This window comes from Paraburkholderia unamae (assembly GCF_003096875.1).
GTDB classification, from domain to species: domain Bacteria; phylum Pseudomonadota; class Gammaproteobacteria; order Burkholderiales; family Burkholderiaceae; genus Paraburkholderia; species Paraburkholderia unamae.
Genome location: NZ_QEOB01000030.1, coordinates 57,028 through 71,562, shown reverse-complemented (window position 1 = coordinate 71,562; position 14,535 = coordinate 57,028). Strand labels below are relative to the sequence as shown.

General features: G+C 65.8%; 15 protein-coding genes and 1 pseudogene. 9 read left to right on the top strand and 7 right to left on the bottom strand.

Annotation, left to right across the window (positions count from 1 at the left end):
- Positions 1-67: 67 nt before the first annotated feature.
- The 3 genes from C7402_RS39725 to C7402_RS39715 are packed head-to-tail and all read right to left on the bottom strand — an operon-like array spanning position 68 to position 3,089.
- Positions 68-1,546: a LutB/LldF family L-lactate oxidation iron-sulfur protein gene (locus tag C7402_RS39725; RefSeq protein WP_116614433.1), complete on the bottom strand. Its 1,479-nt coding sequence runs from the start codon at positions 1,544-1,546 to the stop codon at positions 68-70.
- Entirely contained in the window at positions 1,543-2,295 is a 753-nt protein-coding gene (locus C7402_RS39720) for a LutC/YkgG family protein (RefSeq protein ID WP_224038378.1), read from the bottom strand. Before C7402_RS39720 ends, C7402_RS39725 begins: the two co-directional genes overlap by 4 nt.
- Positions 2,292-3,089: a (Fe-S)-binding protein gene (locus C7402_RS39715; protein ID WP_116614432.1), complete on the bottom strand. Its 798-nt coding sequence runs from the start codon at positions 3,087-3,089 to the stop codon at positions 2,292-2,294. Before C7402_RS39715 ends, C7402_RS39720 begins: the two co-directional genes overlap by 4 nt.
- A gap of 174 nt (positions 3,090-3,263) precedes the next feature.
- On the opposite strand from C7402_RS39715, the pseudogene C7402_RS39710 reads away from it, so the two are divergent.
- The 6 genes and pseudogenes from C7402_RS39710 to C7402_RS39690 form a co-directional block, all read left to right on the top strand.
- A pseudogene (locus tag C7402_RS39710) lies at positions 3,264-3,917 on the top strand (FadR/GntR family transcriptional regulator); the annotation flags it as partial.
- A gap of 351 nt (positions 3,918-4,268) precedes the next feature.
- The gene (locus tag C7402_RS39705; protein WP_112171042.1) at positions 4,269-4,649 is read left to right on the top strand and encodes a VOC family protein; all 381 of its coding nucleotides are present in this window, start codon (positions 4,269-4,271) and stop codon (positions 4,647-4,649) included.
- Positions 4,650-4,821: 172 nt separating this feature from the next.
- The gene (ppk2, locus tag C7402_RS39700; protein WP_372460312.1) at positions 4,822-5,769 is read left to right on the top strand and encodes a polyphosphate kinase 2; all 948 of its coding nucleotides are present in this window, start codon (positions 4,822-4,824) and stop codon (positions 5,767-5,769) included.
- Between the two features lie 100 nt (positions 5,770-5,869).
- Entirely contained in the window at positions 5,870-6,028 is a 159-nt protein-coding gene (locus tag C7402_RS47875; RefSeq protein WP_244315043.1) for a type II toxin-antitoxin system RelE/ParE family toxin, read from the top strand.
- Positions 6,029-6,067: 39 nt separating this feature from the next.
- On the top strand, positions 6,068-6,202 hold the full coding sequence (locus C7402_RS47870; RefSeq protein WP_372460309.1) for a type II toxin-antitoxin system RelE/ParE family toxin: 135 nt from the start codon (positions 6,068-6,070) through the stop codon (positions 6,200-6,202).
- Positions 6,203-6,206: 4 nt separating this feature from the next.
- A complete protein-coding gene (locus tag C7402_RS39690) occupies positions 6,207-6,476 on the top strand; it encodes a helix-turn-helix domain-containing protein (protein ID WP_372460308.1) in 270 nt (89 codons plus the stop codon).
- Between the two features lie 70 nt (positions 6,477-6,546).
- On the opposite strand, the gene C7402_RS39685 is transcribed toward C7402_RS39690, so the two are convergent.
- Positions 6,547-8,145, bottom strand: a complete 1,599-nt coding sequence (locus tag C7402_RS39685) for an inorganic phosphate transporter (RefSeq protein ID WP_116614431.1) — start codon at positions 8,143-8,145, stop codon at positions 6,547-6,549.
- Positions 8,146-8,354: 209 nt separating this feature from the next.
- On the opposite strand from C7402_RS39685, the gene C7402_RS39680 reads away from it, so the two are divergent.
- Positions 8,355-9,974, top strand: a complete 1,620-nt coding sequence (locus tag C7402_RS39680) for a GGDEF domain-containing protein (RefSeq protein ID WP_116614430.1) — start codon at positions 8,355-8,357, stop codon at positions 9,972-9,974.
- A 63-nt stretch (positions 9,975-10,037) separates the two neighbouring features.
- Here C7402_RS39680 and C7402_RS39675 read toward each other — a convergent pair whose 3' ends face one another.
- Positions 10,038-10,442, bottom strand: a complete 405-nt coding sequence (locus C7402_RS39675) for a helix-turn-helix domain-containing protein (RefSeq protein ID WP_112171129.1) — start codon at positions 10,440-10,442, stop codon at positions 10,038-10,040.
- Between the two features lie 847 nt (positions 10,443-11,289).
- Between C7402_RS39675 and C7402_RS39670 the strand changes: the two genes are divergently transcribed.
- Both C7402_RS39670 and C7402_RS39665 read left to right on the top strand, forming a co-directional pair.
- The gene (locus tag C7402_RS39670) at positions 11,290-11,655 is read left to right on the top strand and encodes a hypothetical protein (protein WP_112171047.1); all 366 of its coding nucleotides are present in this window, start codon (positions 11,290-11,292) and stop codon (positions 11,653-11,655) included.
- A 59-nt stretch (positions 11,656-11,714) separates the two neighbouring features.
- Positions 11,715-12,329 (top strand): hypothetical protein, encoded by a 615-nt coding sequence (locus tag C7402_RS39665; protein ID WP_116614429.1) that lies wholly within the window; start codon positions 11,715-11,717, stop codon positions 12,327-12,329.
- Between the two features lie 73 nt (positions 12,330-12,402).
- Here C7402_RS39665 and C7402_RS39660 read toward each other — a convergent pair whose 3' ends face one another.
- Positions 12,403-12,651, bottom strand: coding sequence for a DUF2964 family protein (locus tag C7402_RS39660; protein ID WP_112171049.1), 249 nt, complete (start codon positions 12,649-12,651; stop codon positions 12,403-12,405).
- A 392-nt stretch (positions 12,652-13,043) separates the two neighbouring features.
- Complete coding sequence (fliD, locus tag C7402_RS39655) at positions 13,044-14,483, bottom strand: flagellar filament capping protein FliD (protein ID WP_116614428.1); 1,440 nt, start codon at positions 14,481-14,483, stop codon at positions 13,044-13,046.
- Between the last annotated feature and the right edge of the window lie 52 nt (positions 14,484-14,535).

Sequence of the window (14,535 nt, the reverse complement as noted above, 5' to 3'; positions counted from 1 at the left end):
AGCCGTCAGACACGCTTTGCTGGTTATTTCGCATGCCTGATGACTTGAGCGCGATTGCGCGATTGCGCTACTGCGGCTGGTTGCGCTCGCGCAGCAGGTCGTGCAGGCTGCGCGGCGCGGGCTTGAGCGGCACGCGGTGCTGTGTCCAGCCCATTTGCTGCGAGGGCGCGAGGCCGCGCAGGCGCGTGACGGCCCAGCGCAGCGCGCGGTACGCGCGCGGGTGCGCGAACGCGCCGCTCCAGAAGCGCCAGATGAACTGCTCGCTGCGGCTGTGATTCGCGCCCTGGCCGCGCAGCGGATGCGCCACGCTTTCCTCGGGGTCGCGGTTCGCTTCGGTGCGCAGGCGCACGAGCAGTTGCGGAATCGGAATGCGCACGGGGCACACTTCGCCGCACGCGCCGCACAGGCTCGAAGCCGTGGGCAGATCGGCGGTGGCGTCGAGTCCTAGCAGATGCGGCGAGATGATCTTGCCGATCGGGCCCGGATACGTCGTGCCGTAAGCATGCCCGCCGATGCGCGTGTACACCGGGCAATGGTTCATGCATGCGCCGCAGCGGATGCATTGCAGCGTGGCGCGCAGTTGCTCGTCGGCGTAGGCCTGGCTGCGGCCGTTGTCGAGCAGCACGAGATGCACTTCGCGCGGACCGTCTTTTTCGCCTTCGCGGCGCGGGCTGCTGATCAGGTTGAAATACGTCGTGATCGGCTGGCCCGTGGCCGAGCGCGTGAGCAGGCTCGAAAGCGGCACGATGTGTTCGAGCTTCGCGACCACCTTTTCCATGCCCATGATCGCGACGTGCACGTCGGGCACCGTGGTGGACAGGCGGCCGTTGCCCTCGTTTTCCACGAGCCACAGCGTGCCCGTGTCGGCGGCGGCGAAGTTCACGCCCGAGAGGCCGATCTGCGCGTCCACGAAGGCGCGGCGCAGCGCGCGGCGGCCCGTTTGAATGAGCGTGTCGACGTCTTCGGTAAAGGGCGTGTCCGGAATATGTGCTTCGAACAGGTGCCCGATGTCGCCCTTCGTCTTGTGGATGGCGGGCATCACAATGTGCGAGGGCTTTTCGCCCGCGAGCTGGACGATGTACTCGCCCATGTCCGATTCGATGCAGTCGACGCCGCGTTCCGCGAGGTAATGGTTGAGCTCGATTTCCTCGCTCGCCATCGACTTGCCCTTGATCACGCGCGTGGCGGCGTGCCGCTGCGCGATGGAGTGGACGATGCGGTTCGCCTCGTCGGCGGTCTCGGCCCAGTGCACCTGGACGCCGTTGGCGCGCAGCTTCGTTTCCAGTTGTTCGAGCAGTTCGGGCAGGCGGGCGAGCGCGTGCTGGCGCACGGCTTCGCCGAGGTCGCGCAGCGCTTCGAGTTCGTCCGCTTCGGGGAACTGCGCGGCGCGCTTGCCTTGCAGGAAGTCCATCGCGCCGCGAAAGCTCTTGCGCAATTGCGGGTCGTCGAGCGCCGTGCGTGCGCGCTGGCGGAATTCGGCCGTCGGCACGAAGTGGAGCGCGCTTTCCTGGGCCGTCGCGCTGGGCGTCTGCGTGGTCGTGCTCATTGGGCGGTTTCCTGCGCTTCGGTGGGCTTGTTCGATGCGTTCGTTGCGTCGCTGTCGTCGGTCACGACGACAACCCACAGCGCACGCGGGCCGTGCGCGCCGTACGCCGTGGTCTGCTGGATATCCGAGGTCTTCGAGGGCCCCGAGATCATCACGAGATTCGTGGGCATGCCGTCGCGCCAGCGCTCCGCGGCCACGGCCGCATGCAGGTCGGCGTGCAGCGTACGCGCGTGGATCAGCGCGACGTGCAGCGGCGGCACGAGCGAAACCGTGCGCGGGGCGTTCGCGTCGGGCACGACCACCAGCGTGCCCGTGGCCGCGAGGCCCGAGCGCGCGACCGTGAAGCCCGCGTCGATCGTGTCGAATAACTCGCTTTTCCATTGCTCGATGGGCTGCGCGTAGCCGCGCGCCTGCACGGCGGCGGGAAGCGCTGCGGCGAGCGCCTGGCCCTCGGTGCTTGCGGGGTCGAGCAGCAGGCGGCGCACGCCCGCGGCTTCGAGCCGCTGCGCGAGATCGGCGGCCCACGTTGCGGCGCTCGCGCGGATCACTTCGGCGTGCGCAGCTTCGAGCATGCGTTCGAACTGCGCGAGGCTTTCGTTCAACGCGAGCGGCGCGTGGGCACGGCGTTCAGCGAAATGCGCGTCGATGCGCGCATCGAGCGCTTCGACCGGCGTGGCGGGCGCGGCGGGGGCATGGCCGCGCAAGCGCCCGAGCATGCGCGCACGCGCGCTCATCGTATCGAGGCTCATGCGGTGTCTCCGCCGGTGCGGCGCCACAGGAACGACGCGAGGTGCTCTACGGTGAGCGGCGCGCCCTTGTGCACGGCCGCGTGGCCGATGTTGAGGAGGCAGCCGCAATCGGCGGAAACGAGCCGCTCGCAGCCCGTCGCGCACGCGGAGGCGATCTTGTCGGCGACCATCGCGCCGGAAATGTCGGGGTGCTTGAGCGAGAACGTGCCGCCAAAGCCGCAGCATTCGGACTCGCGCTCGTGCTCGATGCGCGTGACGCCCGGCAGGGCGTCCACGGCTTCCACGCCGTGCACGCGTGTGCCCATCTCGCGCCGCGCGCCGCACGAGGTGTGCAGCACGACGCGTTCTTCGGGTTGCGCAGGACTGCCATATGCGCCGAAATCCACCTTCAGCACCCGCACGAAGAATTCGGTCAGCTCATAGATGCGCTCCGACAGTTCGCTTGCGCGCGCGGCGTTTTGCGCGTCGCCTTCGAACAGGGCGGGCCAGTGGTGACGCATCATGCCCGCGCACGACCCGGAGGGCACGATCACGGGCCAGGGCTTGTCGAACAGGTCGAGCTGCGCGAGCGCGACTTCGCGCGCCTGGCGTGGGTTGCCGCTGCTGTACGCGGGCTGACCGCAGCAGCTCTGGCCGCGCGGGAAGTGGACCGTGAGCCCTTCGCGTTCGAGCAGCTTCACCGCGTCGAGGCCGGCTTGCGGCACGAACAGGTCGACGAGGCAGGTGGCGAACAGATAGACGTCGGTGGGCCGCGCTGGCGTTGCCTGGCCGGTGGAGTAGTGCCGTGGATTCATGTCTCGCTGGATATCGTTGTGCCGCGTGGTGCGCTGGTTTGGGCGCATAATTCCCGGTTCGGGCAAGTGGTTCAAACTGGTTGGACCGCTCGCCGCACATGCCGCACATCACAACGAGACTCGGGGATGGCAATGAGGGACAGGGCGCTCACGCGCGGGCGCGTGGAAACCGTGATGCGGCAGATGGAGACGTCGCTGCTCGATGGCACCTGGCGCGCGGGCGCGAAGCTGCCCTCCGAGCGCGTGCTCGCGCAGCAATACGAGGTGGCGCGCAACACGGTGCGCGAGGCGATCCAGCGGCTCGCCGCGCGCGGCCTCGTGCAGAGCCGGCCGGGCGCGGGCGTGTTCGTCACCGACCAGTTGCGCACGGGCTTCGCGTCGCCCTGGGGGCAGCTCGTGTCCGATCATCCGGCCTTGCGCGACGACATCCTGGAGTTTCGCCGCGTGCTGGAAGGCGCGACCGCGTATTTCGCGGCGCTGCGCGCAAGCGACGACGACCTCGCGCGCATCCGGGCGCTGATGCTGGAGCTGGAGCGCACGCGCGAAGTGGACGACAAGGCAGCGGAGGCCGACGCCGACGCGAAGCTGCACGAGGTGATCGCGCAGGCCTCGCACAACGCCATGTTCCTGCACCTGCATACGAGCGTGCTGGGCGTGCTGCGTGAGCACATCACGATCAACGGCACGGGGCTGCGCGTGCAGAACGAGGACGCGCCGGATCTGCTGCTCCAGCAGCATCGCACGCTGTGCGACGCGATCGTCGCGCGGCGTCCCGAGGAGGCGCGCACGGCGATGCAGACGCATATCGACTTCGTGCGCACGCGGGTTGGCGATGAGATCGGCTGGCCGGAAAGTGGTCCGACCAGTGCTGTCAAAACGAGCGCCCCGGTTTGGGGCGGCGGCGCGCAAGGCGCGCCCGCCGGGGCCGCGCGGCGCGGGAAAAGCGCGCAGGGCGGCTCCGGCGCGAGTGCGCAAAAGCGCGGCGCGGGCGCGGGCAAGGCGGCAGGCGCGGCGCGCACGCGCCGCCGCGCGCCGGACGGGCAGGCCTGAGCACAGACCTCAGCGCAGACCTGAGCGCAGACGCCCTTGCCGCCCGGCGCGTGCGAACGCTGCTAAAGTCGTCGGAACCGGTCGCCAGGCGACGAGAGATAACAGCGGGCCATACCGCGGGAGGCAACCATGAACGAGCGCGCCGCGCAGATCGTATCGTTGAGTGCCGTGACGCTGACTGTCAGCGACATCGCGCGCTCCGCGCCCTTCTATGAGGCGCTCGGCTTCGTGCACAAGGCCGGGCCGGCGGTGCCGGGCTTTGCGTCATTCGAACTCGCGGGCGCGGCGGGCGCCTGCTATCTGAACTTGCTGGAGGGACCGCACGGGGCGGTGGGCGGCTGGGGCCGCGTGATTCTCTACGTCGCCGACGTGGACGCGTTCTACGCGCACGCGCTGGCGGCCGGGGCGACGCCCGAATTCGCGCCGCGCGACGCGCCCTGGGGCGAGCGCTATTTTCATCTCCTCGACCCCGACGGCCACGAGTTGAGCTTCGCCAGACCGCTCGCGTGAGCGGTTGTGATGCATTTGAAATATTCGTGACACTCGGCGCGCTGATAGTGGCGCGAGGCCGCGTCCGCCTGCGCGAGCTGCAAGGCGCAAGGCGGCGCGACACGGGATGCCAGCTGACCGAACCAGGAGAGAAGTCGCCATGAATGAACTCGACCGCCAGGCGGACGCGCAAGTGCGCGACGCCGAACAACGGGCCGACGAACCGCAGGACGCCGAACAGCGGGAGGCCGAGCTGCATCGCCGCCGCCGTCTCGACGAGGAACTCATCGACGCCTACGACGAAGAGCTCGAAATGGAGGTGGACGACCGGTTGCAGGAGAGCGGCCTGCATCTCACCGACGAGGCGCGCGCGCTGCGCCGCGTCTATTTCCGCGAGCTGATCCGCTTGCAGGGCGAGCTCGTGAAGTTGCAGGACTGGATCGTGAGCACGGGGCACCGGCTCATCGTGATCTTCGAAGGGCGCGACGCGGCGGGCAAGGGCGGCGTCATCAAGCGCATCACGCAGCGCCTGAACCCGCGCATGTGCCGCGTGGCGGCGCTGCCCGCGCCGAACAACCGCGAGCGCACGCAGTGGTATTTCCAGCGCTATGTGCAGCATTTGCCGGCGGGCGGCGAAATGGTGCTGTTCGACCGGAGCTGGTACAACCGCGCGGGCGTGGAGCGCGTGATGAACTTCTGTACCGACGACGAGTATGAGGAATTCTTCCGCTCGGTGCCCGAGTTCGAAAAGATGCTGGTGCGAAGCGGCATCCAGATCGTCAAGTACTGGTTCTCGATCACCGACGACGAACAGGAAGTGCGCTTCCAGAGCCGTATCGACGACCCGCTCAAGCAGTGGAAACTCTCGCCGATGGACCTCGAAAGCCGCCGCCGCTGGGAAGCGTATACGCACGTGAAGGAAGTGATGCTGCAACGCTCGCACATTCCCGAAGCGCCGTGGTGGGTGGTGCAGGGCGTGGACAAGAAGCGCGCGCGCCTGAACTGCATTCACCATTTGCTGAGCCAGGTGCCGTATCACGAGATCGAGCACCCGCAGGTGACGCTGCCCGCGCGCGTGCATCATCCCGACTATATTCGCCAGCCGGTGCCGGACGAGATCGTCATTCCGGAGATTTATTGAGCGGGTGGCCGCCTTTGACCTGATTTTGACCTGATCGAGGACAAACGCGGCGATTCTGGGATGCCCGTGGCGCAGTAACATATTTGTTACTATAATCGCCATGGGATACCGGATCGACTTCTACAGCGAACGTGTCGAACGCAGCATCTATGCGCTGCCGAAAATGCTCGCGGTGCGCTTCGTGGCGCTTGCCGAACGTATGGAGCAGCACGGGCCGAACCTTGGAGAGCCGCACACCAAAGCGATGGGTGACGGCTAGTTCGAACTTAGGCTCAAAGGGGCGGAAGGCATCGCGAGGGTGTTCTACTGCGCAATCGTGGATCGTCGTGTCGTGATGCTTCACTGCATTGTGAAAAAGACGCAGCACACGCCGCGCAAGGAACTGGACATTGCGCGTAAGCGGCACGAGGAGGTCAAGAGTGGGAACCTTTAGGGAAATGCGCGAGCGAGTTCTCGCTGATCCCGAGGCGCGGGCGGAATACGACCGGTTGAACCGGGAAGAATTTGCGCTGCTCGACCAGATGCTGGCCGCCCGCCACAAGGCGGGACTCAGCCAGGCGCAGGTGGCCGAGCGCATGGGTACAAAAGCGCCGGCGGTAACGCGGCTCGAACGCGCGCTTGCCTCGGGCGAGCACTCGCCTTCTATCGACACATTGCGCAAATACGCGCAGGCGTGCGGCAAAACGTTGAAGATATCGATCGTCTGAACCCAAACGCCTAATGCAAAAAAGCCGCGCTCCCTCACGGGAGCGCGGCTTTTTTCTCGTCCGTTCGCGCTCAAAACAGGTGCTTGAACACCCAATAAAGCGCCCCGGCCAGCACGATCGAGGCGGGCAGCGTCAGCACCCAGGCCATTACCAGGCTGCGCACCGTGTTCCATTGCAGGCCCGAGCCGTTCGCGGCCATCGTGCCCGCCACGCCCGAGGAGAGCACGTGCGTCGTCGAAACCGGCAGGCCGTACACGTCGGCCGCGCCGATCGTCACCATCGCCACGACCTCGGCGCAGCCGCCCTGGCCATAACTCAGGTGCTGCTTGCCGATGCGCTCGCCCACCGTCACCACGATGCGCTTCCAGCCCACCATCGTGCCGAGGCCGAGCGCGATCGCCACGGCCACCTTCACCCACGTCGGAATGAACTTCGTCGCGTGGTCGATCTGGCCGCGGAAGTTATCGATGGACTTCGCATCGTCGGCTGAGAAGGCCACCGCCTTTTGCTTGTCGATCAGGCGGATCGCCTCGGAGATCACGTACATGTTGTTGCGCACGTTGTCGACGACCGATTGCGGCACCGCCGCGAGCGAGCCATAGCCGTGCACCTGGTCGGCCACCTGGTTCGAGAGCGCGGCGAGGGCCGGCACCGTCGTGCTGGAGAGGCTGCGCGAGCTGATGAAGCGCTGCACCTCGGCGCGCGAATCGGCGGGCGCGGCCACGCCGTTCGTGTAGCGCTCCAGCGCGCGCGTGGCGTCGTGCGCGACGGCGACGAAGGTCTGCGTTTGCTCGGCCGTCACGGCGCGGTTCAGCGCGTAGGCGGTGGGCACCGTGCCGATCAGGATCAGCATGATGAGGCCCATGCCTTTCTGGCCGTCGTTGGAGCCGTGCGCGAACGAGACGCCCGTGCAGGTGAGGATCAGCAGCGCGCGGATCCAGAACGGCGGCGGCTCCTTGCCCTTCGGCTCCGAATAGAGCGCGGGGACGCGCACGACGGCCTTGAGGATGAGCAGCAGCAGCCCGGCCAGCAGGAAGCCCACGATCGGCGAAAACAGCAGCGACTTACCCACGCCGAGCGCCTGGCTCCAGTCCACGCCGCTCGTGCCCGTAGCGCCATTCGCGCCGTGCATGAGCTGGTTCATGAGACCCACGCCGATGATCGAGCCGATCAGCGTGTGCGAGCTCGACGAAGGCAGGCCGAAGTACCAGGTGCCCAGATTCCAGATGATCGCGGCGATCAGCAGTGCGAACACCATGGCGAAGCCCGCGCTGCTGCCCACCTGGAGAATCAGCTCGACGGGCAGCAGTTGCAGGATGCCGAAGGCCACCGCGCCGGTGGACGTGAGCACGCCGAGAAAATTCCACGCACCCGACCAGATCACGGCGATGTTGGGCGAAAGCGAGTGCGTATAGATGACGGTCGCAACCGCATTCGCGGTATCGTGGAAGCCGTTCACGAATTCGAAGCCGAGCGCGATCAAGAGCGCGATGCCAAGCAGAAGCCAGGGCAGCGCGGAGCTTTCGCGCACCGGCGAGAGGTCGTCGGCGAGATGCATTCCCACGTACACGGCGCCTGCCGCGATGACAATGAGGAAGGCGAGCAGGCTCGCATTGCGCCCACGCGCCTGGGCGGCGCCCGGTTGGGGTGACAGGGAAAGATCTGGCATGACGGGCACGCTCCTGGGGGATGGAGGGAAGGCAGAGGTTTCGCCTTCGATCGTGAACCGCGCAGGTTTCGGTTTGATGACGGATTTGTGCCAGCCATGCCCTATAAATCGCCGTAGGCCACCCTGCGGCGTGTGAGGCAAACGCTGAATTTCGGTGGCCGGATTCGGGCCTTGCAACGCGGCCCGCCGACTGACGGAGGATTGCGCAGATGCCACGAGGGTTTCTTTCGCCGCATCTTCGGGTGCGTCGATGGGCGCACGCGCAGGCGAAGCGGGCGACGCGCCTGATCGGTCACTATCCGTTCTTCGCGGCGCTCTCGGGCACGCTCGTCGCGACGGTGATGGCGATCCTGACCTACGCGGCGCTCTACGAGGGCCGTGCCGAAGAACTGCGCCACGCGGCCGAGAACTCGCGCAACCTCGTGCAGCTCATCAGCAACGACATCGCGCGCAACATGGAGATTTACGACCTGTCGCTACAGGCCGTGGTCATGGCGGCGCAGCAGCCGCAAACCTGGCTCATGCCCGAGGCGCTGCGCCAGCGCGTGCTGTTCGACCGCGCGACGGCGGCGTCGAACCTGGGCGGTGCCTATGTGATCGACGCCACGGGCCACGTGAGGGCGTCGCAGAACGCGCTCGGGCGAGCCGGGGCGGCGGGTCTTTCGTTCGCCGACCGCGATTACTTCATCGCGCAGCAACGCGACCCGCAGGCAGGCCTCTATTTTTCTCAGCCGTACCGCTCGCGCTTGCGCGGCGGCATACCCAGCATCGGTCTTTCGCGCCGCATCAACGCGCCCGACGGCTCCTTCGCGGGCGTGGCGCTGCTCGGCGTGCGCCTCGATTATTTCCAGCAGCTCCTGGAGCGGATCGACGTCGGGCAGGGCGGGCGTCTGTTCATCATGATGCACGACCGCACGCTGCTCGCGAGCAAGCCCGCCTCGCTGCGCGGCGCGGGGGCGAATTATGGCGATCTACCGAATTACGCGATTTTTTCGCACCACGACGCGGGCTCCTTCACGGCCCATTCGGCGCTCGACGGCGTGGAGCGCATCTTCACCTATGCGCATGTGAAAAACGCGCCGCTCATCGTCGTCGTGGCGCCTGCCGTGGCGGACGTGCTCGCAGGCTGGCGGCGGCGCAGCTATATCGCGCTGGTCATGACGACGGTGTTCGGCGGCGCGTGGGTCGCGGTGTCCTGGGTGCTCGCGTTCGCGCTGCGCGACAAGGTCGTGGCCGAAAGCGAGCTGCTGCGCCTCGCCGTGACCGACCCGCTCACGGGACTGGCGAACCGGCGCGCGCTGGACCGGCGCCTCGTGGAGGAATGGCAGCACGCGGTGCGCGACGGCACGCCGCTTTCCGTGCTGTTTTTCGACATCGATCACTTCAAGCTTTTCAACGACACCTACGGGCACAGCGCCGGCGACGAGGTGCTGACCTTCACGGCCGGGCGCATCGCGGCCGGTTCGAGGCGCGCGACGGATCTCGCCGCGCGCTTTGGCGGCGAGGAGTTCGCGGTGGTGCTGCCGGGTACGGCGCTCGAGGCCGCAACGCGCATTGCGGAGAAGATCCGCCAACGCATCGAGTCGGCGAATCTCACGCTGAACGGTACGCACCACGGGTGCGTGACGGTCAGCGTGGGGTGCGCGAGCTGCAATCCGCCGGTCGGCGGCAGCGGGGCGAAGCTGCTTGCCGAAGCCGACCGCCTGCTCTACGAGGCCAAGGATGCCGGCCGCAATCAGGTCCGCTCGCAACAATGGACCGACGAGGGCGCGGAGCCGGTGGTGGATTCCGAAGCCGGAACCCGAGGCCGCGACGCGCCCGCGAGCTGACGCAATCCGGCTTGCCGCGCGCCCGCTATGCGCCGCGGGGCGTGCGGTGCCGGTGCATGCCGCTTAGCGTGCCGATTTCGACAGCCGGTGGCCGAGGCCGAGGTTCGAGACGATCTGCCAGGTATAGACGCGCGAATAGTGCACGCCGAACTGGCGGCCGATCAGCTCGCGCACGCGGCTGTTGGTCCATGCGTCGCTCGGGAAGCCATGGTCCCGCGCCGAGCCATGCAGGGCGGTTGCGATCCAGCCCAGCGCGGCCTGGTCGAGCACCGAGGGCCGGCCGCCCACGCTCATCTGCTTGAGCGCGGCGAGACCGCCATCTTCGACAATCGATTTGTAGCGCCTCACCGTCTGGGCGGAAAGGTGAAGTGAGTCGGCGACGCTATTCACGGTCGCGCCTTCCATCAACATCTGGCCGGCGGCCATTCTTCTCGCGACGCTCGGCAGGTTCTCGGTTCGGGTAAGCATGTGTTCACTCGTCGACGAAAGATTCCGGTCATGCGGCATTGCGGATGTGCCGCACCTGTAACCCTCTTCCTGCATGCGGGTCTTCTCGCTTGCCATGAATCCCGCGCCGGGTGCGGTGACGCGAAAGCCATGGCGGACGGCGAAATCGACGCCCGGTGAAGGGCGCGTGTAGCGAAACGCCTCGGTGTTCCGCAGCGGATATTAATAATTGTTTTTGTAGGGAATGTGTATAGTCAGCGGAAAAATAGTCTGCTTGACTTGTGGATAATCCTGAACTAATGAGAAAAAACAACCGACTCGGATTGCTCAACAATGATGGCCGCCATTTCGCGCGGATGCTGCAATGCGGTCGTTTCCGCCATCTGTGGCGAATAGCCTGACTTTTTTACTCAATTACTCGGAGCAAGATGCGGCCGGGCATTGCGCATTGTTTCGTATGAGTAATCATGGGTCTTTCGATAGGCGCCAATGTTGCCGAAACAATGCAAATCAAATATCGAAGCGCGCCTTGAGACGTTTGTTAGCGTATCGCCGATAGCATTTCCCGTATTTCGACGTCGCTCTCCATAGTCGGACGTTTTTCGTCGGCCGTGCAATTTCAGGGAGCGAAATGATTTTTTTGTGCAGAATACTTTTCGCAAACATTCCAGGTTGATTTCAATGCGGATTGGATTGGAATGAAACGAATGGCGATTGCCGGATTCGCTTCGCGTTGCGAAATGAAACGGTTCCTTGAATCCTGCCGGGCCGCCATGTGCGTGCCTTTTGCAAGCGCCGTGCAGCATAGGCGTCGGCCCATTTCCTGGTCGTGGGGATGCATAGAGAAATTGATGAAAGGGTAAGCAGGTTGTTGCGTCGCGCCGCGAGCCGTCGCTCGCTGGTGCCGTATGGAGCGTTTCACGCACTCTTTGAAGGCGACGTGCCGCTGCGTGAGCGCTATGAAAAACTGGAGACGGCCGCGGCGGCGTTGTGCGAGCCGGGCGAAGCCGACTATGCGTCGTTGCTCGCGACCGACTCGGGTCTGCCCGGGCCGGACTTCTACCAGCGCTTGCGGCGTCTGCATGCCGAGCGCTACTACGCGACGCTTGGCGCGGACCGCCATCGCATGCTGAGGCTGGTCGAAAAGCGTCAGCTCGCGAGCGACGAGCGCGAACGCGTGTATGCCCACTATCGACGCTGCGTAGCCGAAGCGGCTTGCGCGGACGGCGTATGAGGCGCGCGCCGCGCGCCTGCGTTGTGTTGTCATCCACGATCCGGAGAAGGAGCCTGTCCATGTCCATGCGTTACCGTACGTCCGCGCCGCTGCTCGGCGCCGTTCTTGTTCTCGCTTTTGGTGCCTCGCCTCTCGTGCCGCTTTATGCGCAAACCGCATCGGAGGCCGCGCCTGCCAGCGCGCCGGGCGGCTTGCTACAGGTCGGGGAGATTTCGGGCACGGCCACGGTGGTGAGTATCGACGCGGCGAACAACGCGGTCACGCTGCGCGGCGATAACGGCAAGCAGGAGACGATCACGGTCGATCCGGCGGTGGGCAACGTGAGCAAGCTCGCGCCCGGCGACAAGCTGGACATTCTCTACCGGGAGGCAGTGCTGCTGCGCGCCGACAAGGTGAGCACGAAGGGCATACGCTCGCGTGTCGAAACGGTGGCAACCTCGCCGGCTTCGGAGGGTGTGGTGGCCAAGGCGCGCGCCATTCAGGTGGTCGCCACGGTGCAGAAGATCGACCACAAGAATCGCAAGGTGACGTTGCGCGGGCCGCGTCACACGGTGGTGGTGGCCGTGCCCCAGGACGTGCCGATCGGTTCGCTCAAGGTGGGTGACAGCATTCGCGCCGACTATGTGGGCGCGACCGCTGTCCAGGTGACGCGCAACGGCCAGCGCGTGGAGTGAGTCGAGGGCCGGCGAGCGATGAACGCATGATGCCGATGCGCGGCTTGCCGCCGCGCATCGGCGCTTTGACGCGCTAATCGACGCGATTGCGGTCGCGCACGAGGATCGAGACGTAAATCACCGTGCAAACAATGATGATGGCCACGCCCGTAATGACCTTCCGGTGATCGAAATTAAGGAGGCCGATCACGGCGATGGCGATGCCTGCCGCGGAGCCGAGCGTGCCCATGGCTGCAACGAAGATGCGCACCTTGCTCCATACGCGATGGCGCCGCGCGGGACCGGCGCCTTCTATAAACCGATGCAGTCTGTCGAAAAACATGGTGGCTCTTCCGGGTTGAGTAAAGGACGGAAAGAACTGGAAAGGCGGTCACGCGAACACAATACAGCGAGCACCTAGCCCGAATTCATTATAGCGAGCCCATTATTGCGCGTTCTTTCACTGCCCAACGCGGTCTTCGCGGAATTCTTCACCGTTTTTTGCGCGCGTTTAAGTCTGGCTTAATTTTGCGTCGCCATGATGGGTGCGTCGGGTCGATTCGATAGTTCGATTCGCGGTTGTTCTTCACGTCCCCTGTTGGCCGCCGATGCGTTCGGCGGCTTTTTTTTGCCTGCGATTATCGATCGGGCATTCATTCCTGCGCATCGCCACGCCAACGTAAAACCGGCGCGCCTGTTTCGTGCAGGCGCGCCGGTTCACGTCTTCGACACGGCTTATTTGTGGTTGGTCGCGAGTGCGCCCGCGCTGTTCGCGCCGCCGAAGAGTTGCGTGAGGTATTGCGCGTTGTTGTTCATCGTCGTCATGAGCGTGTTGAGCGCCGTGAACTGGCGATTGAACTTGGTGGTGAGCAGCGCTGCGCGCGCTTCGAGCGTGGTCGACTGCTGCTTGATGTCGTTGAGTTCCTTGTTGAGCGCGTCGGTGCGCCGCTCGATGATGCCGCTCGACTGCACATAAGGCTTGATGGCGGCGTCGAGCTTCGCGGGGATGCCGCCGCTGCCGAACAGCGTGGCGATCGCGCGGTTATCCGGCTGGAGCGCCTTGTCGAAGGTCTTGTCGTCGATCTCCAGCTTGCCGGTCTTGTCCAGCTTGATGCCGATCTCGCCCAGCGAATGGCGCACGCCGTCGCCGCCCTTCACGCCGTTCGCGATGACGGCCGGCAGCGCCTCGGAGAGCATGCGCGCGACCGAGTCGCCGAGCAGCGCGCCCGAGTGCGAGCTGGACGAGTCGGTGCCGGCCGTGAACGAGGTGAGCCCGCTCATTGCGTCCACGTAGCTGTTGTAGGCCTTCACGAAGTCGCGGATGGCCGTGCCCGTCGCCGTCATGTCCGGCGCGATGGTGAGCGTCTGCTTCGTTCCGACCGAGGCGCTCTCGAGCTTGATCGTGAGGTCGCTCACCACGCCTTCGAGCGTGTTGCTCGCGCTCGTCACGCGGGTGCCGTCGATATGCAGTTCGGCGTCGCCGGCCGGCACGACTTCGCGCATCTGCGCGGAGCCAAGGCGTGCGTCGAGGCCCGCGTCTGCGCTCACTTCGATCGCATTGGCCGCGCCCGTCTTGGTCGAGCTGAGCACGAGGTGCTGGCCGTCGGTGCCGTTCACGATCGAGGCCGTGACGCCAGGATTGTCCGCCGCGCGGTTGATGGCCGCCGCGATGTCGGAGAGTGTGTTGCTGCCCGCAGCGATCGTCAGGTGCATCGACTTGCCGCCCATCGAGATGTCGAGCGCGCCCGTGCCGAGCGTCGCGCCCGTGTCGAAGCCGTCGGAGGCGAGCTTGTGGGCGGTTGCGAGGTGATCCACCTCGACCGTGTAGCTGCCGGCCACGGCGCTCTTGCCGGCCACGGCGCTCAGGCCTTTGTCCTTTTCGCTGGCGGTGACCGTGAAGCGCTGGAGCGCGGCGCCGTCCTTGAACGGTTCGAGCGCGGTTTGCAACGAGGCGAGCGACGACTTGAGCGTGCCGAACGCCGAAAGCGTCGTGTTGCTGGCCGTTTGCCGCGCGGCGAGGGCGGCGCTCGGTCCCGCCATCTTCGCGTTGACGAGCGCCTTGACGAGCTGGTTGACGTCGAGCGCGGAGTTGGTCGCCCCGCTGATGATCGATTGCGCGGCGTCGCTCAGGACGCTGTTCGCGCTGGCTGTGGTGTTCGTGATCGTGCTTGCCATGAAAGAAGTCCGTTCGTTCTGGTGCGTCGGATCGACAGGACACGCTTAAAGC